Below are 17,905 nucleotides of genomic sequence, written 5' to 3'. Positions count from 1 at the left end.
CCGGGCAGCTCACCCGGGGGCTGAGGTGGCAGTGGCAGAGTCATCGGAGCTGCTCTCCCGGCCAGGTGAGGAAGCCCAGCGCCTCCGCCCTGCGCTGGACGGGGTCGCCCGAGGCGGTGACGCGTTCGGCGACCCGGGCGACCGCTGCCAGCAGCTTTGTCGGCGGGACGGCGATGAGGGAGGTCGACCAGCCCTTGGCCAGCCAGTCCAGTTCGGCCTCGGTGAGCGTGCCGCTCCCGCGCAGGAACTGCATGAGCTCGGGCACCGGCTTCCGGCCGCGTACCCCCGCGTCCTTCACCCGCATCACCACCCGCGGCGGCAGCCCCGCGTCGACGACCCTGCGGCCGGGCAGCTCCCGCCGGGCCCGCAGAAGCAACTCACAGCCGGCCGCGCTCGCGTCGTGCAGAACGATCACCGGTACCCCGTCCGGCACCTCCCGCACCATGCCGGCCACGGTCATCCCGTACCGCTCGAGGACCTGATTGGCCGCCAGAAAGGCGGCGATGGCCTCGTCCGGGCAGAGCAGCACGACCCGCGCGCCCTCCCGCTGCCGGGCGCCCCGGAAGGCATGGCGGTCCACGATCCCGGCCGGGACCGAACCGTAGACCCTGGGCCACTCGGTCAGCAGGGCGTACCGCACCTCGTCCATCGTGCTGTTGCGCGCGACCTTGGGGTTCTTGAAGCCGGAGTACAGGGTGATGAGGACACCGATCAGGATCACCGCGCCGAAGAAGGTGAAGACCCCGCCACCGCTGACCTTGTCGCCGATCACGACCAGGACACAGGCGACCGGCACACCGACCAGCGCGCAGCCGATGGCCCCCGCGTAACCGCTGCCGTTGGAGTTCTTCTGGATCTTGCGGGCCGCGGCGGCCCAGAACTGCTCGACGGTCACCGCCACCGTCCCGCCGGCGGTGAGCTTGTCGGTCAGCCGGCTGATCCGCGCGTCACCGAGCCGCAGGACATTGGTCTTGGGGTCCATGACATACGGGCGGTGGCACTTGGAGCAGGTCTTGTTCGGCCGCTCCTTGAACAGCAGATTCTGGTTGCAGTGCGGGCAGATCACCGCCGGCCCTCCAGTGCGGACGCGATCCTGCGCAGCCCGGCCGCGAACCGCTCCCGCGCGGTGAGCGCGCCGACGCCCCGGATCCGCTGGACCCGCTCGATGTCGCGCAGCGCGGCGGCGAGCAGTCCGAAGTCGGTGCCGATCCGGGCGACGGTGCCGACGCTGCGGCGGCTGCTCCGTACGACATCGTCCGTGGCGCGGCGCTCGGCCTCGTCCGCGGTGATGGCGTAGTCCTCGTGGTCGATGCCGAAACCGGTGTTGGCGGCGAGGATGTTGAGCGGTTTGGTGCCCCGGTTGGCGAACGAGTGGGGCATCATCTCGGGGATACGGATCATCCCGCCGGGCGCCAGCGGGATCTCGGTGACCCGGCCGCGCGGCGCGTCCCAGAGGCCGCACGAGGCATGGCCGAGGCTGAGGACGAAGTGCTCGCCGCCGTGCGCGTGCGGGGTGAAGGCGCTGCGCGGTCCTACGACACCGATCTTGACGGTGGCGTTGGAGGGGCGCTCGGGCGAGGTGCGCGCGTCACCGACGAGATAGTGGGCGAACTGCCCGTCGTCGATGAACGGCAGGAACTCCTCCCGCGGCCCCAGCTCCCGCGCTCCGTCACGGTCCGCGAAGAGCACGCTGCCGTCGGGGCCGATATGGAACAGCTCGACGCCGTACGGCAGTTCACGCGCCAGCCGCCCCATACCCCGAAGCCCCGGACTGCCGGAACCGGTACCCACGTCGGACATCGACGCCCCCCATCACGCTGTGGACCACCACCGCATGGTAGGCCCACGCTCGGGAACAAGCGGCACGGACGGCACAAATGCCAGACGAGATCGGGATGAACGGAGAGATCAGGACGAACGAGCGCGCCCGCGGCCAGTAAGGAGCGCGTCCGCGGTCAGGACGAACTGAGCGCGTCCGCGGCCAGTTTCCGTACGCGGTCGTCGCCGACGGACATCATGTACTCGCCCAACTGCCGTACGTCCGGGGCCTTCGAGCGGTGCAGCACGGTGACGGCGTGCACCAGCGCCTTGGGCGAGGCGGCGGCTTCGAGGACGACCATGGCGAGGTGCGCGGCGAGCGGGCCGTCGACCAGGGCGGCGGCGCTCGCCAGATCGACGAGCTGGGTGGCGAGGTCGAAGGCCGGGTGCGCGGTGTCCGGGTGCGGGGCGAGGGACTTGGCGCCGCGTTCGACGGTCTCGGCGATGTCGGGCAGCACCAGGGCCACCATGGCCTGGGGCATGAGATCGCCGAGCTGCTCCTCGAAGTACTCGCTGTCCGCGATCCGTACGAGCGCGCGGAAGGCCGCTTCGCGCTGTCCGGCGGTACGTTTCTCCGCGGCCGGCTCCGCGCTGTCGCCGAGCGCTATCGCGAGCTGGGCGAAGGTGATGTCGACCGAGAACTTACGGTCGGTCAGGGCCTTGTACCAGGGGCTGGCCGCGGGCGAACCGGCCGCCCTGATCACCGCCTCGTACCCCGCGGACTCGCCCCAGGTGGTGAGGGCGAGGCAGGCGAGGAAGCGGTGCCGGGCGGGGGCCGCGGTGTCGGACATCATCTCGGTCAGTCCGGGAACCCGGTCGCGGTGACGGGGGTCGTCGAGACCGCCGTAGATGACTTCGTCGGGATCGGCCGCCGGCCGGTCGTCGAAATCGGTGCCGAGGAGCTGGTCGAACCGGCTCATGGCGGGCCTCCTTTCTGGTGTGTGCCGTGGATCCGGTGCGTGCGGATCCTACGCGGGACTTGGGGACTTGGGGACTTGGGAGCTTGCGGACGTGCGGACGTGCGGGCTTGCGGGCTTGCGGGCTTGCGGGCTTGCGGGCTTGCGGGCTTGCGGGCTTGCGGGCTTGCGGGCTTGCGGGCTTGCGGGTCGTCTGCAGCCGGTGCAGCCGGGTGACGAAGTCGTGCGGAACGATGCTCAGCGAAGCGTACGGACTGTCCGGCTCGGCGGAGTCGCGGCGGACGATGTGCCCGACGATTGTTGCCTAGCCGTCCGGGTCGGCCGGGACGGGGGTGCCGTCGGCCCCCCGGGGCGAGTTGAGGGCCCAGGAGCGGCTCCTGCCGGCGCGAGAACCCGTGCTGTCCGGTGGTGAGGGATCAGCGGTGGCCGGCCGCGGTGGCCGGAGCACGTGCGGCGAGGAGGAGGTCCTCGTAGGTGTGGTGACGGCGGGTGGTGGTGCGCCGGTGCAACAGGCCGGCCGCGCGAACGTGCTCGCCGGCATCGACGAGGGCGCGGGCGAGGGTGTCCTGGATGATCTCGCGCTCCACCCGTACCCCGCCGATCCGTTCCGCTCTCTCGCCCAGGCCGCTCAGCAGGTCCGCCGCCGCGCGGGGGCGGCCCGCGGTGACCTCCGCCAGCGCCTGGACCACGGGGGCCAGGACATCGCGGTAGTCGGGGCGTTCGTCGGCGGCGGCCCGGCGGGCCAGGACGCGCAGGTCGTCGGTCGCGGCCTCCACGGCCAGGGCCAGGGCGAGGTTGAAGGTGTGGAAGACCTCCGCCATCCCGCCCGGTGCGGCGAGCAGTTCCCGGACGTGATCCGGATCGCTGCGGCCGGCCGGTGACTGTCCGACCAGGAGCAGGCGCCAGTTCGTCGCGGCCCGCATTCCGACATCCGAACGCGCCAGCGCCGTATCCGCCCGCCGGCGCGCGTCCGGGAAGTCGCCACAGGCGATCGACTGCAACGCGGCATGCCAGTTCAGGTGCCGTGACTGCACCGCTTGCGGGTCCGCCAGGAGCCACTGGTCCAGGAAGCCGGCCGAGGCGCGGCCCGTTCCCAGCTCATGATCCGCGTGCGCGAGGGCGTGCGCGGCGACACCCGAGCGGGGGTGCAGGGCCAATGCCCGCCCGGCCAGCTCGTGCGCCTCCCGCACCCGGCCCTGCTCCGCCCTGACCGACGCCAGCCAGCTCGTCCACGGCCAGCTCTCCGGGCCGGCCAGCACCGCCTGCCGCTCCGTCAGAGCTTCGCCGTGCGTACGGTACGTGGCGTCCCCGCAGGAGGAGAACGCGCCGAGCATGAGACCGGCCAGCTCATCGGCGGGCCAGCGAGCGAAGTGTCCCATCAGGTGATCGGCCGTCAGCCGGTAATGCCGGTGCGTATGAAGGAACACCCCGTACACCAGACTCACCTCCCGCTCACCGACGGCCAGCGCGTCCCGGTGCGCGATCACCAGCTGCTGCTTCAGCACGGCGTCGTCCCAGCGGTCGCCGGTCGCCAGCGACAGCAGCGCCCGCGCCACTCCACAGCCCGGATCCGAGCCGACCCACTGGCGCAGCAGAGGCAGCGTCCGCCCGCTCAGGGACAGCAGCGCGTCCACCGCCCGCTCCTCCACCGGTGAATCCGCCGCTGCCCCGCTCACCGCCATCCGGCCGGTCACCTGCCGCTCGCCGGCCCGTTCAGTACTGTGCCATGAACACGGCGGTACAGACGATGCCGCTGTTACCGCAATGGTTGCGCGGCAGGCTCAACGGCAGGCCGGCCAGGTTGCCGCTCGCGACCCCGCTCGCGGCCACCGTGGCGCCCAGGGCCCGAGCACCGCCCTGGTTGACACAGGTGTTGCCGAACGCCGCGTTGCCGATCCCGACGACGTTCGCGTGAGCGGCACCGGCCGGAAGCAACGCCGCCCCGGCCACCGCGCCCAGCACCGCGGCCCGCACACCCACGCCTCCGGCGCCGCAGCTCGTACCCCGCGTCTCCACGCCCATCGCGCTTCTCCTTACATCCGGGACCGCGTCCCGGTGTCCGTACAGATCACGCCCGGCCCGGACGAACCCGGTCCGCACTCCCACCAACGAGAGAACTCCGCTCCCGACACGCGGACACCACCGGGACCGTTGCGGAACGTGCGGCCGCGTCGGAACTGTCCGGGCGCGTGTTCGGCGGTCCGCGCACCGTACGCGTCCGGGGCCGGGCACATGGGTCAGCCCGTCTGCGTCAGGACGATGACCTTGTACTCCTTGCCGTCGACGATGGTCGTCTCCGTACCGGTCTGCTTGAACGTGCCGCCGCGCGGGATGAGGACCTCCGACTCCCGGCCCCGGTAGCGGGACAGCGGGTCGATATTGCGGCCGTTGTCCGTCTCGATGCGGACGAGCACCGACTCGCCGTCCCGGCCGTTGCTCTTCGCGTTGGAGGCGGCGCGCTGGGCCTTGTTGATGTCGGTGGTCGTGCTGAGGTACTCGGGCATGGTGATCTCCTCACCCGCGGCGTACTTGTCGAGCATGTCCTGCGGCATGAACGTACCCCGGTAGAAGCTCCCGCTGACCGGCGGCAGGTGCTCCAGTGCACGGTCCATCTTCTCGATGAACTCCGGGACCTTGGCGGCCCGGCTGCCGGGGACCGGCTGGCCGCGGAGGTACATGTTCGCGTCATTGGCCCAGGGGCCGGTGTAGTCGGCGATGATGAGCGCGTCCTCGGCGGTGAAGTTCTCGGTCAGCGGGTTCTCGCGAGCGATCCGCTCGACCTCCTCCGACCATTCCTTGCGTGCGTCCTTGCCCGCGCGGTACTCCGGGATCTCGTCCAGCACGTGGAACGGGTCCATCGGCTTGTTGGCGCCGGGGTCCTCGCAACTGCCCCCCACGTTGGGGTCACCCGGGTTTTCCTGTTCCAGGGTGGGGTCCGTCTGGCCCTCGTTGGAGCCAAGGGCTTGCTGGACCGCGTCCTCTGCCTCTTGGTACGTACCGAAACCGGAGAGGGAGACCGCGGACAGCGCCTGCATCGCGGCCTGGGCGGCAGCGGCGTCGGGCTCGTCGGCCGCGAGTGTGAAGCGGGTGCGGGTGCCGGCGGCGTGCCAGGTGGCGGCGGTTGTACGGGGGGCCGTGGCCGTGGCCGTACGGGTGGCCGTGGCCGTACCGACCTCGGCGGAGGCGAGTGCGAAGGTGACGGTGCCGGTGCCGGTTGCGCCTGTGGTCAGGCTGCCGGAGTAGGAGACGGGTGAGCCGAGGGGAGCAGCACCACCGAGAGGAGCGAGGTTTCCGTCATCGCACTTGTCCTTCTCGTCCTCGCTCTCGTCCTCGTCCTTGTCCTTATCGTCTTCGTCCTGATCCTTGCCGTCGTCCTTGCCGCCGTCGCTGCCACCGCTGTCAGTGCCACCGGTCGTGGGCTTCTCCGTGCAGACCTGGGTGTAACCCCAAGGCGCCATGACCGGATTGCACTCGGTCACGGTCTCGGTTTCGTCCTTGTCCTTGTCCTTGTCCTTGTCGTCGTCCTTGTCCTTGTCGTCGTCCTTGCCGCCGTCGCTGCCGCCGCTGTTACTGCCGCCGGTCGTGGCGGGCTTCTCCGTGCAGACCTGGGTGTAGCCCCAAGGGGCCATGACCGGGTTGCACTCGGTCACGGTCTCGGTACCGCCATCCGAACCACCGCTGTCCGAACCACCGCTGCTGGAACCGCCGCTGCTGGAACCGCCGCTGGAGCTACCGCCGCTACTGGACCCGCCACCGGAGCTGCCGCCGCTGGAACCGCCGCTCCCGCTGGACCCACCACTGCCACTGGACCCGCCGCTGCTGCTACCACCGCTGCTGCCACCGCTGTTCGAGCTACCGCCGGAGCTGCTGCCGCCACTGGAGCCACCACTGCTGGAGCCACCACTGGAACTGCCGCCACCGCTGCTCGAACCACCGCCGCTGGAACCGCCACTGCTGGAACCGCCGCCACTCGAACCGCCGCTGGAGCTGCTACCGCCGCTCGAACCGCCGCTGCTGGACCCACCGCTACTCGAACCGCCGCCATTGCTGCCGCCGCCACTCGAACCACCACCGGAGCTGCCGCCGCCGATGACGGCTCCGCCTACAGCGCCGTCGTCGTCATCGTCGTCATCCGACCCGCCGTTGGAACCACCGTTGCTGGAGCCGCCATCGGAACCACCGCCGTCCGAACCGCCCCCGTCCGAACCGCCGCCCGAGTCGCCACCGCCGGAGTCACCACCGCCGTTGCTGCCACCACCATCGGAGCTGCCGCCGTCGCTGCCGCCACCGTCGTCGCCGCTGCTGCCGCCCGTACCGCCGTTGTCGCCACCGCCGTCCGAACCACCGCCGTCAGCACCGCCGTTGGAACTCCCGCCATCCGAACCGCCGCTGTCCGAGCCGCCGTTGCTGGAGCCGCCATTGCCCGACGTACCGCCCGAATCGCCACCGCCGTCGGTACCGCCACCGGTGGTGCCCCCGTCGTCGCCACCGCCTGTGTCGCCGCCGCCGTCCGAGCCGCCGCCATCGGCGCCACCGCCGTTGTCGCCCCCGCTGTCGCCGCCACCGGTCGTCGTACTGCCGCCGTCGTCACCACCACCGGAGCCGCCCGTACCGCCCGTACCACCGCCCGCGCCGCCACCACCGCCGCTCACGACCTGCGTGCCGCAGGAGTCGCCGCCGAGGATCTTGCAGACCGCGGTCTGGAGGCCGTCGGCGATCTGGGTCTGCACGCCACCGAGTACGAGCGTGCCGATGATGAGGGCGACCAGGCCGACCATGCCGACGTACTCGACGGTCGTCTGGCCACGGTTCCGGCGCCACCTGATCAGATGCGGAAGCGAGGGGATCGCAACCCGGCGGAACCGCTCGGGCGTAAGGCGCGGCTTCACGGCCCGCTGATCCGCGGGCAGTTCGAACCAGGCGCGGCTACCGCCCAGGGTGATCAGCACCAGCAGAGCGCCGGGCAGCACCATCTGGCCGAACCCGCGCTCCGAACCCCCGTACAGATTGATGACGCTGCCGACCAGCAGCCACGCCTGAAGACCGACCAGCCCGAACCAGACGACTTTCCCACCGGTCCACAGCCGCCGCGCCAGGACCACACCGGCGATCCCCGGCGCGACCGCGTACAGCGCCAGCAGGCTGAGCGTCGGCGTGACATGGCGGCCCAGGTCCAGCAGCGAGGCCAGCACACTGATGCCGCCCAGCAGCGTAAGGGCGAACATCAGGTACAGCAGGGCCCGCGTCAGAACCAGGGGCCGAGGCAACTCCCTGCGCCCGTCGGGCGGCGGCGCGACACCCTGGAACGTCAAGGTCCCTGGGTCGGACATGGGAAACCCTTCCACCACACTGCTCCAGACGTCCTGCTGACGGCACCCACCCGCGGCACCTGCGTCGCGTCAGCGTAGTAACGCCCAAGGCCCAACCCGTAGGGCCCACAGACCCACCGCCGGGCCCAACCGCCCCCGCACCCGGTCTCCGGAGCAGCGCGGCGCGATGGTCACAGGAGAGCCGAGTCCTGTAACAGATACCGGTGGTTGATCATGGATGTGCAACAGAGGTGCCGATCGATCAACCGCCTTGCCGTGGAGGCCGTTTGACAGGTTGAGATCAACAACAAAGCAACGCCGAAAGGGCACCCACATGTCTCTCCGCCGCACCCGCACCCGCTCTCGCACGCTGGCCGCTGTCGGTCTCCTGGCCGCCACCGGTCTGTTCCTCACCGCCTGCGAGCCCGCCGGCTCCGACGCCGCTGCCGAGGCCAGCACCGGTTCCAGTGCCGCCCCCGGTTCCGGAGCCACCGACGGCGACGACGCCAGTGCAGACAACCGTGAGGACGGCACGGTCAGCGGCGTGCTGACGTATCTGGCGCCGGGCAAACTGGAGGTCGGCGGCCGTCCGTTCCTCGTCGCGGACGACACCGTGATCCAAGGCGGCGACATCTGCGGCGACCCGGAGACCCCGGAGGCGGAAAACTGCACCGCCGAGGAGCTGGAGATGGTCGCGAAGGACGGCAACCGCACCGTCGAAGTGACCATCGAGAAGGGCATAGCCGTCAAGGTCGTCCAGAAGCTCTCCTCCGGGAATCCGTCCGGAGAGGCCGGAGAGACCGGTGCCGGAGAGGCCAATTCCGACAACCGTGAGGACGGCACGGTCACCGGCACGCTGACCTATCTGGCACCCGGCAAACTGGAGGTCGACGGCCGCCCCTTCTTCGTCGCGGACGACACCGTGATCCAAGGCGGCGACATCTGCGGCGACCCGGAGACCCCGGAGGTGGAGAACTGCACCGCCGACGAGCTGGACGCAGCCGCGAAGAACGGCAACCTCAACGTTGAAGTGACAATCAAGAAGGGTATCGCCGAGCGGGTCATCCAGGCGTAGACACGGATGCCCCTCACGTCCGCGACGGCGCTGCCCGTGGTCGCGGACGCCCCGGCTCAGGCACTCCCGCTCTCCCCCTCCGTCCTCCGCCGCCGACACGGCCTCCTCGGCCGCCGACGAGTCGTCCAGGTCACCGAGCAGCGCAAGCGCCCGCGCTTCCAGACACCACAGGTCCGCCAGACACGCGGGCGAGTTCGCCCGCGACAGCCCGTGCCGCCCCGCCTGTGCCGGGCGGCGTCCCGCGGACCCGGATCAGCCCAGCGCTACCCGCGCGTACGGCTGCCACTCGTACATACGGTTGTCGCGATGCAGCACGATCAACTCGGCCGACGCGATACGCGCCGTGGCCGGTTCGATGTCCGCCGCGTCGAGCGCCTCGCCCAGCGCGCCGACCGGTCCGTCACCGCTGCTGTACGCCACCGACACGTGCGGGCGGAACCCCTCGGCCCTTTCAGGCACTTCGGGAAGGACATCCCCGATCGCGGCCCGGACGGCGTCACGTACCGCACGTACCGGTTCATCGGGCTGTACGGGGACGAGTACGGCCTCCGGGTCGATGACCGGCGCGGAAAACGTGACGTCGAAAGCCGGTACGGAGGCGAGCCGGTCGCGGGCCGCGGTGACGATGGCGTCGACATCGCCCTGTTCGACCTCGTCGATGAAGCCGATGCCCTGCATGGTCAGATGCAGCCACCGATCCGGAATCGGATCAAGCCCACCCAGCCCGGCCAGCGCGGCCCGGTACTGCTCGGCGAACCGGTGGACATCCTGCTGTCCGTCGAAGACCAGGTGCCAGGTGTAGAAGCGCCGCCCGACGCTCCACCCGGGGCGCCACCACCAGTGATTCCGCATGTGCTCAGGCCGAGTCGTCATGACGCGAAATCCAATCAGGTGGCGCCATCTCCTGACGAGAGGGCAAGGTGTCGGGGTGCTGAGTCCAGACACCACTCGTCCAGGGCGCGTCGGGCAGCATTGGCCACCGAACTGGTGGCCAAGGGAAGCGCAGACATGAGCCACCCGAGGTCACGCATCCGGCCGGTGAGCGGTGCCGTGCGCTGCTCGGGTGGCAGCGCAAGCACAGGGGCGAGCGCATCAAGGGTTCCGTCCGGCTCGCCGGTGCCAATCAGGGCGGTCGCTCGGCTGATGTGAATCTGTGCTCCGGTTCCCCAGGCGCTCAGAGGCTGGGCGGCGAGATGGTCAAGCGCCGTGTCAGCCTCGGCCAGGGCCTTGTCGTACGCACCGATCCGCAGGTGTGCAGCCGCCGCGTAGTTCTCCTGACGGGCCGGAGTACAGGAGAAGATGCCACCGACCTCGTCAGCGTCACTGATGGATTCGCGTGCGACAACGGCCCGGCGTAGAGCTGCCTGCGTCTCGTCCACCGCGCCGAGCTTGGACCACGCGTCCGCCTCCTGGCAGGCAAGAAGTGCGCCGACGCTACCTCGCGGGTGCACTGCGGCACCGCGCCGGGCGTACTGGATGGCATCCCGCAGGCGGCCGTCCCAAAACGCGATCTTCGAGCGCGTGGACGCGACCCATGCGCTCAGTTCTGTGTGCCCGGCCATCTCGGCACACAGCCACGCCGTACGCCCTTGCGTGTCTGCGGCGCGCAGGTTTCCGAGGTCGCTGGAGATCCAGGCCAGCAGCCCGCACAGGTAACCGGCCGATACGTAGAGGTCTGCGGACTGGCGTGGAGGCTGGTGTCCCTCAAGAAGAACGAGACACGATCGCGCAGGCGACGGGTGCGGCCGAAGAGAGCGATGGGGTCGCCGGTCAGATACTCGCTGGCAAGCGTCCGTACGTCGGCGAGGATCTGCTCCAGGGCGATTTCTCCCACGTTCGTGGCCTCGGCCCACTGGGCCCAAGCAGCGGACTCCGTCGCTGCTGCACGGACTCGGTCCGGGTCGGGCTGCGTCTCGATCACTGCGTCGGCCGCTACCGCGACAGGCTGATCCGGCGCACGGTGTCGCAGAATTCGTAGGTCGCTTTCCGGCAGAACGCGCCGGTCTTCGAGATCGAGGACGTCCTCGACGCTGCAGCCGTACACAGCGGCTAGGGCAACCAGGATCTGCAGCGTCGGGCGACGGCTGGACGGCCCCGGCCACTTCTCCCATTTGCCCACCAGTGACGCGTCAGCGGCAACAGCGGCTTCGGGCATTGCGGAAATCCGCTCGGCTGTCTCCTGGAGGGTCCAACCCAGGGCGTGCCGCCATGCCTCACGTGGCCGCAGCCGAAACCGGACACGCATCTCCGTAGCAATCTGCGCAGGAGTGCAGCCGGTCGCGGTCATTTCGTGGCGCAGGGCGTCGCGGTCAGCTTTGGCTCCTGGCTTCGGTGCTGGTGTCATGGCTCTCCCTGATTACGGATTGCACGCTCACGGTAGCCACTGGTCACCCCGCGAAGGGCGAAATGCCCTTGCCCAGGGGCCACCGACTGTCCGCTTCCATGTCCGGAACTGAGAGTTCCCGCAGGTCATCGCTTCGGCCAAGCGCCAAGAAACTTGGACATCGGCGCCCGCGACTGAAGGGGCCGGAGTTGAAACGGTTGTGACCGGCACCCAACCGCCGATGACAGGAGCCGATCATGACGACCCGTACGACGGAGACGGCCATCACCCGATGGCTGCTGTCCTCCTCGCACATCCCGGACATCGCCCGCGCGGACTGGCAGGATGGCAGACCCGCCGTTCTGCGTACCGGGGGTGCGTACGACGCCGTGCGGATGCCGCAGGAGCTGGTGCACGCGGCGGTCGGTTGTACCGGCCCCGACCAGGTGAGCGCCGCACTGGCCGAGGCGCTCGACGGGCCGGTGATCTGTCAGCCGGGCTCCTGGTACTACGCGCTCGTGCCCGCCGGGACGTGTGGGACCTGGCGGTCGCCGCTCGGCGTGGTGCGCGGTACGGGCGGCTGGCTCGGTATCCCCCGGACGGACCGTTCGGAGCCCACCGCCGTCGCCCCCTACTGGGCCGTGCCCGTACAGACCGCCGGGAAGCTGTGCTCGGCCGATGCAGTGGCCGAGTTGCTCGATGACGGCCGCAAGCGCGTCGAGGCCCTCGCGCCATGACCGCGCTCGGTCTTCGTATGACCTCGCGACCGCCGATGACGCGTACACCTGGCCAGCGGTGCCACGCCATCGACGGCCGGTACGTCACCCGTACCCTCGACATCTGCGCCGGCCCGGCACCCTCGGCTGCCCGGAGCCGCCGTAGGTGTCAGCTCCGCGCTCGTACGTCGCCCCTTCCGCACGCCGTGCCGTCCCTGTCCGGGTCCAGGCGCAGGGGGTCGTCCTTGCCGTTGACCTTGAGGCGGCCGTACGCGTTCGCCGCCAGCCAGTCGCAGCGCGCCTTCGTCGTCGGCTGCACCGACTCGGGGAACACCGTGGGTACGCAGACGTTGGCCGAGCCGTAGTGGCGGTCGCAGCCCGCGATCTGGGGGCTCACCGGTGCCGAAGTCCGCTTCTTCTGCGGCTTCTTCACCTTGCCCGCCAGATCACCGGCGAAGTCGTGCACATGCGCCGACTCCGTCGACCCCTTCGCCAGCGCCGCCGGTCCCCCCAGATGCACCCACTTCGCCACCGACGGAATCCCGTTCGCGTCGACCGCGAACAGCATGTACCAGCCCGGCGGCGCCAGATTCGGGTTGCTCGTCACATTCAGATCGACGTTGTTCCCGTCCACCGTCAGCGGCAGGTCCACGAACCGCTGGTTCGGGTCCGACGAGTGTGTCACCGCCGCCGGCCGGATCAGCTCCGCCTTGGTGATGGGCCGGTCGACCGTGATCCGCTGCGTGTCCCCGTACAGCCACTGGTCGTCGATCAGCGAAGTGATCTGCGGACGCGGCCCCTTCAGCAGATACGGCGGGGTGTACAGGGACACCTGATGGTTCCAGGTGCCGTTGCCCGGGTTGTCGCCGGTCGTCATGACCCGGCCGTCCGGCAGCAGGAACGCCGACGAGTGGTAGCCGCGCGCCTCCGGGTCGACCGCCACCGGATCGAAGGTGTCGGTCTGCGGATCGAAGATGGAAGACTCGTACACCGGGTTGGCGCGGTTGTGCAGCGCGCCGCCGGTCTCCAGAACCTTTCCGTCCGGCAGCAGCACCGCCGAGCCGTACATCTTGCCCTGCGCACCGGTCTGCGGCTGCGGTCCGTTGCCGAGATCGACCGTGCCCTGCGGGAGCGGCGGTCCCGCGGTGTACTGCGGGCTGGGCTGCTTGAGGTCGATCAGGTCGGTGAGCCGGTTCGCCTCCGGGTTGGAGTCGATGTTGCCGCCGCCGATGGTGAGCACCCGCTGGTCCTGCGCGGGCGGCAGCAGCACGCTCGCCGACTGGTCGCGCTCGTCCTTGTTCTGGAGTCCGGGCACATCGGTGACCGTATTGGCGTCGTAGTCGTAGATCGACGAGCCCGTCCCCGGGGTGCCGTTGCCGAAGACATGGCTGCCCGAGTAGAAGAGCCGGCCGTCCTGCATCAGGATCATCGACGGGTACAGACCCCAGTACGACCAGGTCTGGTTGACCTGCCAGAGCGGCAGCCACTTGTCCTCGGCGGCCGACCAGCGCTCGGCGGTCACCGACCCGCTGGAGTCCTCGCGCAGCCCGCCGAAGGACAGCACATCGCCGTTGCCCATGATCGTGGCCGACGGATACCAGTGCCCGTCGTTCATGTCATTGGTCTTGCTGTACGTCTCGGTGACCGGGTCGAAGACGTACGAGTCCTTGTACCCCTGGTAGCCGACCGTGCCGTCCGCCGACGGATAGCCCTTGTTGCCGCTCATCACCAGCACCCGCCCGTCCGAGAGCTGGACATGGCCGGCGCAGAACATGTCGTCAGGGGTCGGGATCGTACGGTACGAGCCGTCCTCCGGGTCGTACACCGCCGAGGTGAACGTACCCGCCTCGAACATGTCGGTGTTGTTGCCGGACCCGGCGATCAGCAGCACCTTGCCGTTGTTGAGGACCACCGAGTGCATGGAACGTACGGGGTTCTCGGTCGGCAGGACCTCCCAGCGGCCGTCCACGCACTCCTGGGCGGTGCCGGTGCACTCGGGCTCGACGGGCGGCGGGGCGACCTCCTCCATGGCGTAGTCGTCGGTGGTGACACTGCCCGTGCCGTACACCGAGACACCCCAGGTGATCCGGTCGGTGCCGGGCGGTACGACGGGGGTACGGACCTCCGCGCGCTGGTAACCGGTGCTCAGGTCAAGGGTCTTGAGGTCGGTCCAGTACTGCCAGCCGGCCGTGGTGTCGTGCCGGAAGAGGGTGATCGCCGCGTCCGGGGTGGTGGACTTGTACCAGAGCGAGAGGTCGTACTGCCGCTCCGGCACCACGCCCGGCGCGCACTCGGCGGACTCGGTGATCAGCGCCTTGCGGTCGCCCTCGGTGCGGCGGGTCAGCTCGACCTTGACCGCCTTGGTGCCGGAGTGGGCGTCGGCGACGGTCGCGAAGGTGAAGTCGTTGTCGCCCCAGCCGGACTGCTCCCAGCAGTACGGCATGGCTCCGGGACCGCCGGGGCCCGCGGTCTCGAAGCCGGGGTTCTTGACGAGGTTGACCCCGGCGGCCGCGGGCTGCTGCGCGCTGAGCAGCAGCCCGCCGGTCAGCGCGGCGACGGCGAGCAGGGCGGTACGGCGGCTGCGCCGCGCGGGCGGCCGGCGAAGGGGACGCGCAGGCGGCCGCCGGAAGGGACGCGCCGAATCCCGCGCCCGCTCCTGCCTCGCCCCGCCCGCCGTTTTCCTGGCTCCGAACACTCTCACCGGATCACGCCCCCCTCGATACGGTCGGCCGCGGGGCTCCCGTGCCCCTCGGCCGCGGCTCCTCGTTCCGTACGGTCCGAAGCGCGGCCCGCGCCCCGCCGCCGCTGCCGCCCCTTCCGCTTCGGCAGATACACCAGCGCCTCCGTCCCCACGAACCGCAGGACGAAGGTGGCCAGCAGCGCCAGTGCCGTCGCGGGCAGCACCTCCGCCCCGAGCTTGGAGACGAACAGCGCGATGAGCGGGATCCGCAGCAGCAGATCGGCGTTGGCCAGTACCGCGAACCGGCCGACCCGGTCCGCCCAGTGCCGGTGGCCGCGCCTGCTGCGGAAGAGCAGTGCCTCGATCAGGACGAAGTTCCAGGCCACCCCGAACTGGTTGGCCAGCACCTCGGCCGGCAGATAGTGCAGCCCGGCCGCCGTCAGCCCGTACAGCGCCAGCAGGTTCGGTACGAAGCCGGTCAGCCCGATCAGTCCGAAGGCGGCCATCCGGGCGAGCGGCGAGGCGGTCCGCAGCTCCACCAGATGGCGCAGGAACCGCAGCCCCTCCTTGGCGGACGACTTGGACTCGCCCGCGAACCGGTCCCGGAAGACGAACGGCACCTCGGCCGGCTGCTCGGGCCGGCAGCGCACCGCCAGCTCCAGCAGGATCTTGTAGCCGAGCGGGCGCAGCGCCTCCGCGGTGACCGCCGAGCGGCGGATCGCGAAGAACCCGCTCATCGGATCGCTGATACCGCGCAGCCTGGCCGGGAAGATCCCCTTGGCCAGCCAGGTCGCCGCGCGGGACACCGCGACGCGGTAGCCGCCCGCCAGGCCCGCCCGGCTGCCGCCGGTGATGTAGCGGCTGGCGACGACGAGATCGGCGCGCTGCCGCTCACCGGCCGCGACCAGGTCGGGGACGAGGGCGGGCGGATGCTGGAGGTCCGCGTCCATGACGACGATCCACTCGGAGCCGGCGGCCTTGAGGCCCTCGACGACGGCCCCGCCGAGGCCGCCGGCCGGGGTCTCGCGGTGGATCACATTGACGGGGAACGGGCAGTCCTGTGCGGCGGACGCGATCACCTGGGGGGTGTCGTCGGTCGAGTCGTCGACGAAGAGCACCTCGCAGGGCAGCCGCGCGGGCACGGCGTCGGTGAGCTGCCGCAGCAACTCCCGTACGTTTCCTGCCTCGTTGAAGGTCGGGATGATGACGGTGACCGCGCCGGGCTCGGCCAGGGCGGTCGCCTCCAGGTCCGGGTCGCCGAGTTCGTGCCGCCGTACCGGGCCGCCGGGCTCGTTGGCACCGGCGCCGGCTCCCACCGGGGGATGAATGCTCATCGTCCGCCTCCAACGGATCGTCCGCCTCCGACGATCTGCCGGATCTCGATCCGGTCCTCGCCCTCGCCGAACACGGCGACGGGGTCCGAATGGTCCAGTGCGGCCCGTACGTTGGGCAGGTCGCGCGCGTCGCGCCGTACGGTCGGTGAGGCGACCACATAGTCCAGGTCGCGCCAGCCGCCGGGCATGGTCCTGGTGACGGCCGGGTCGAGATCGGCTTTGTAGAACCAGATCGCGCCGAGGCCCGGCTCGTATCCGGCGTGCACGAGGTCGAGCCAGAGCGCGTCGTCGACCAGCACCCGGGTCCGGGACGGGTCGGGGACCCGCTCGGCCATCCAGGAAGCGGCGGCCCGGTAAGGGGCGTTGGCGTCGGAGGTCAGGGCCGTACGGTTGCCGTCGTACCACCGCGGCGCCACATACACCGCGGCGGTCACGGCCAGGGCGGCGAACGCCGTCCAGCGCACGGCGGTCAGTTTCCGGCTCTCCCTCGCCGCCCGCCTCCTGCGCAGGATCGCGTGCGTGACGCTCGCCGCGCCGCCCGCCAGTACCAGCGCCAGGTACGGCAGCCCCTGGATGACGTACATCGCGGGCAGATAGCCGGAGGGGCGCATCGCGACGGCGGTGAGGATCACGACGGCCAGCGCGGGCCCGGCCAGCGCCCGCGCGGTGACCGACCAGCGCAGGGTCATGATCAGCAGGACGGCGCCCGCGAGCCCGCCCAGCGGCAGCACCCGGTCGTAGTAGAGCCAGGACTGGAGCACTCCGTACGAGCCGCTGCCCGGGTCGAGGATGAAGCCGGAGCCCGGCCTGCTCATCTGGTACGTGATGCCGTCCCAGAGCGAGACATGCCCGCCGCCCGGCAGCAGTTCGCCCTTGAGCAGGGCGAACAGCGGATACGAGAGGCCGATCAGCGCGCAGGCGGTGATGGCGCCGGTGAGGGCGAACTTGCGGGTGTCGCGATGGCTGAACCGCCACATCGTCACCAGCAGCGCGGGCAGCACCACCAGCATGGTCTCCTTGGTGAGCACCCCGACGGCAGCGGCGATCCCGGCCGCGAAGTGGTGCCAGAGATCACGGTGGGGCGAGGCCGCGAGGCAGAACGCCAGCAGCAGCCACATCACGGCGATGTTGTCGAGGAAGATCTCCCGCTGGAGCACCACGGAGAGCGGGGAGAGCCCGAAGAGGACCATCGCCAGCCCGGCGGCCCAGCGCGGCAGCCACAGCCGCCTGGCCAGCACGTACAGGAACACCGCGCTGGCGGCGGAGACCAGCAGCATCGCGAACCGCATCGGGGCGACCGTCATCGCCTCGGGTACGAAGAGCGAGGGCAGCCAGGTCAGAAAGGCGATCTGCATCCAGCCGAGCGGCGGATGGTCGTACCAGTAGGTGTAGTGGGCGAGGCCCTTGCCCTCCTGGACGGCCCAGGCCTGGGCGAGATAGGTGCCCTCGTCGTCGCTGAGCGTCGGGTAGTGCTGGATGTTCCAGCCCTGGACGACGAGGATCGCGAGGAGGAGCGCGCCGCAGAGCAGCAGGTCGGCGCGGGAGCTGCGGAAGCGGACGACGGGGCGGACGGTGAGCCGGCGGCTGTCGGGCACCTGAGTGTTGGCCCGACCGGTCTGGACAGCCCCCTTCCCGGCGTCTGTCGGCTTCTCGGTGGCAGCCCTCCTCCCCCTCGTCCCCACAGGGAGGGGGGGGGGTCCCCGTGGGAATCCCCTCCGATGTCTCCGATTTCT

14 protein-coding genes are annotated in these 17,905 nt (G+C 70.5%); 2 read left to right on the top strand and 12 right to left on the bottom strand.

Annotated features, from left to right (window positions below; all coding sequences use genetic code 11):
* Positions 1-40: 40 nt before the first annotated feature.
* The 6 genes from ACFU9P_RS07070 to ACFU9P_RS07045 form a co-directional block, all read right to left on the bottom strand.
* Positions 41-1,066: a hypothetical protein gene (locus ACFU9P_RS07070; RefSeq protein WP_384078128.1), complete on the bottom strand. Its 1,026-nt coding sequence runs from the start codon at positions 1,064-1,066 to the stop codon at positions 41-43.
* On the bottom strand, positions 1,063-1,800 hold the full coding sequence (locus ACFU9P_RS07065) for a cupin domain-containing protein (protein ID WP_384078127.1): 738 nt from the start codon (positions 1,798-1,800) through the stop codon (positions 1,063-1,065). The genes ACFU9P_RS07070 and ACFU9P_RS07065 overlap by 4 nt, the downstream gene beginning before the upstream one ends.
* A 155-nt stretch (positions 1,801-1,955) precedes the next feature.
* Positions 1,956-2,738, bottom strand: a complete 783-nt coding sequence (locus tag ACFU9P_RS07060) for a hypothetical protein (RefSeq protein ID WP_384078126.1) — start codon at positions 2,736-2,738, stop codon at positions 1,956-1,958.
* Positions 2,739-3,151: 413 nt separating this feature from the next.
* Positions 3,152-4,417 (bottom strand): hypothetical protein, encoded by a 1,266-nt coding sequence (locus ACFU9P_RS07055; RefSeq protein WP_384078125.1) that lies wholly within the window; start codon positions 4,415-4,417, stop codon positions 3,152-3,154.
* Positions 4,418-4,448: 31 nt separating this feature from the next.
* Entirely contained in the window at positions 4,449-4,757 is a 309-nt protein-coding gene (locus tag ACFU9P_RS07050) for a chaplin family protein (protein ID WP_384078124.1), read from the bottom strand.
* Positions 4,758-4,972: 215 nt separating this feature from the next.
* Complete coding sequence (locus tag ACFU9P_RS07045) at positions 4,973-8,065, bottom strand: ADP-ribosyltransferase (RefSeq protein WP_384078123.1); 3,093 nt, start codon at positions 8,063-8,065, stop codon at positions 4,973-4,975.
* Positions 8,066-8,378: 313 nt separating this feature from the next.
* Between ACFU9P_RS07045 and ACFU9P_RS07040 the strand changes: the two genes are divergently transcribed.
* The gene (locus ACFU9P_RS07040) at positions 8,379-9,119 is read left to right on the top strand and encodes a hypothetical protein (RefSeq protein WP_384078122.1); all 741 of its coding nucleotides are present in this window, start codon (positions 8,379-8,381) and stop codon (positions 9,117-9,119) included.
* A 252-nt stretch (positions 9,120-9,371) separates the two neighbouring features.
* On the opposite strand, the gene ACFU9P_RS07035 is transcribed toward ACFU9P_RS07040, so the two are convergent.
* The 3 genes from ACFU9P_RS07035 to ACFU9P_RS07025 are packed head-to-tail and all read right to left on the bottom strand — an operon-like array spanning position 9,372 to position 11,463.
* A complete protein-coding gene (locus ACFU9P_RS07035) occupies positions 9,372-9,992 on the bottom strand; it encodes a 2'-5' RNA ligase family protein (RefSeq protein WP_384078121.1) in 621 nt (206 codons plus the stop codon).
* Positions 9,993-10,006: 14 nt separating this feature from the next.
* Entirely contained in the window at positions 10,007-10,681 is a 675-nt protein-coding gene (locus ACFU9P_RS07030) for a hypothetical protein (protein WP_384078120.1), read from the bottom strand.
* A complete protein-coding gene (locus tag ACFU9P_RS07025) occupies positions 10,660-11,463 on the bottom strand; it encodes a helix-turn-helix domain-containing protein (RefSeq protein ID WP_384078119.1) in 804 nt (267 codons plus the stop codon). Before ACFU9P_RS07025 ends, ACFU9P_RS07030 begins: the two co-directional genes overlap by 22 nt.
* A 236-nt stretch (positions 11,464-11,699) precedes the next feature.
* Here ACFU9P_RS07025 and ACFU9P_RS07020 point away from each other — a divergent pair, with 236 nt between their 5' ends.
* Positions 11,700-12,179, top strand: a complete 480-nt coding sequence (locus ACFU9P_RS07020; protein ID WP_384078118.1) for a hypothetical protein — start codon at positions 11,700-11,702, stop codon at positions 12,177-12,179.
* Positions 12,180-12,327: 148 nt separating this feature from the next.
* Here ACFU9P_RS07020 and ACFU9P_RS07015 read toward each other — a convergent pair whose 3' ends face one another.
* The 3 genes from ACFU9P_RS07015 to ACFU9P_RS07005 form a co-directional block, all read right to left on the bottom strand.
* On the bottom strand, positions 12,328-14,724 hold the full coding sequence (locus ACFU9P_RS07015; protein ID WP_384078375.1) for a galactose oxidase-like domain-containing protein: 2,397 nt from the start codon (positions 14,722-14,724) through the stop codon (positions 12,328-12,330).
* A 131-nt stretch (positions 14,725-14,855) separates the two neighbouring features.
* Entirely contained in the window at positions 14,856-16,172 is a 1,317-nt protein-coding gene (locus ACFU9P_RS07010; protein WP_376378480.1) for a glycosyltransferase, read from the bottom strand.
* A complete protein-coding gene (locus tag ACFU9P_RS07005) occupies positions 16,169-17,767 on the bottom strand; it encodes an ArnT family glycosyltransferase (RefSeq protein WP_384078117.1) in 1,599 nt (532 codons plus the stop codon). The genes ACFU9P_RS07010 and ACFU9P_RS07005 overlap by 4 nt, the downstream gene beginning before the upstream one ends.
* Positions 17,768-17,905 lie beyond the last annotated feature (138 nt).

The organism is Streptomyces sp. NPDC057617, assembly GCF_042800555.1.
GTDB lineage: Bacteria > Actinomycetota > Actinomycetes > Streptomycetales > Streptomycetaceae > Streptomyces.
This window is presented reverse-complemented; position numbering and strand designations above follow the sequence as displayed.

What these genes read in the sequence shown, in the direction of transcription:
- ACFU9P_RS07065 (WP_384078127.1), bottom strand. Translation starts at nt 1,800, where the DNA reads ATGTCCGACGTGGGTACCGGTTCCGGCAGTCCGGGGCTTCGGGGTATG.
- ACFU9P_RS07060 (WP_384078126.1), bottom strand. Translation starts at nt 2,738, where the DNA reads ATGAGCCGGTTCGACCAGCTCCTCGGCACCGATTTCGACGACCGGCCG.
- ACFU9P_RS07055 (WP_384078125.1), bottom strand. Translation starts at nt 4,417, where the DNA reads ATGGCGGTGAGCGGGGCAGCGGCGGATTCACCGGTGGAGGAGCGGGCG.
- ACFU9P_RS07050 (WP_384078124.1), bottom strand. Translation starts at nt 4,757, where the DNA reads ATGGGCGTGGAGACGCGGGGTACGAGCTGCGGCGCCGGAGGCGTGGGT.
- ACFU9P_RS07045 (WP_384078123.1), bottom strand. Translation starts at nt 8,065, where the DNA reads ATGTCCGACCCAGGGACCTTGACGTTCCAGGGTGTCGCGCCGCCGCCC.
- ACFU9P_RS07040 (WP_384078122.1), top strand. Translation starts at nt 8,379, where the DNA reads ATGTCTCTCCGCCGCACCCGCACCCGCTCTCGCACGCTGGCCGCTGTC.
- ACFU9P_RS07035 (WP_384078121.1), bottom strand. Translation starts at nt 9,992, where the DNA reads ATGACGACTCGGCCTGAGCACATGCGGAATCACTGGTGGTGGCGCCCC.
- ACFU9P_RS07030 (WP_384078120.1), bottom strand. Translation starts at nt 10,681, where the DNA reads ATGGCCGGGCACACAGAACTGAGCGCATGGGTCGCGTCCACGCGCTCG.
- ACFU9P_RS07025 (WP_384078119.1), bottom strand. Translation starts at nt 11,463, where the DNA reads ATGACACCAGCACCGAAGCCAGGAGCCAAAGCTGACCGCGACGCCCTG.
- ACFU9P_RS07020 (WP_384078118.1), top strand. Translation starts at nt 11,700, where the DNA reads ATGACGACCCGTACGACGGAGACGGCCATCACCCGATGGCTGCTGTCC.
- ACFU9P_RS07010 (WP_376378480.1), bottom strand. Translation starts at nt 16,172, where the DNA reads ATGAGCATTCATCCCCCGGTGGGAGCCGGCGCCGGTGCCAACGAGCCC.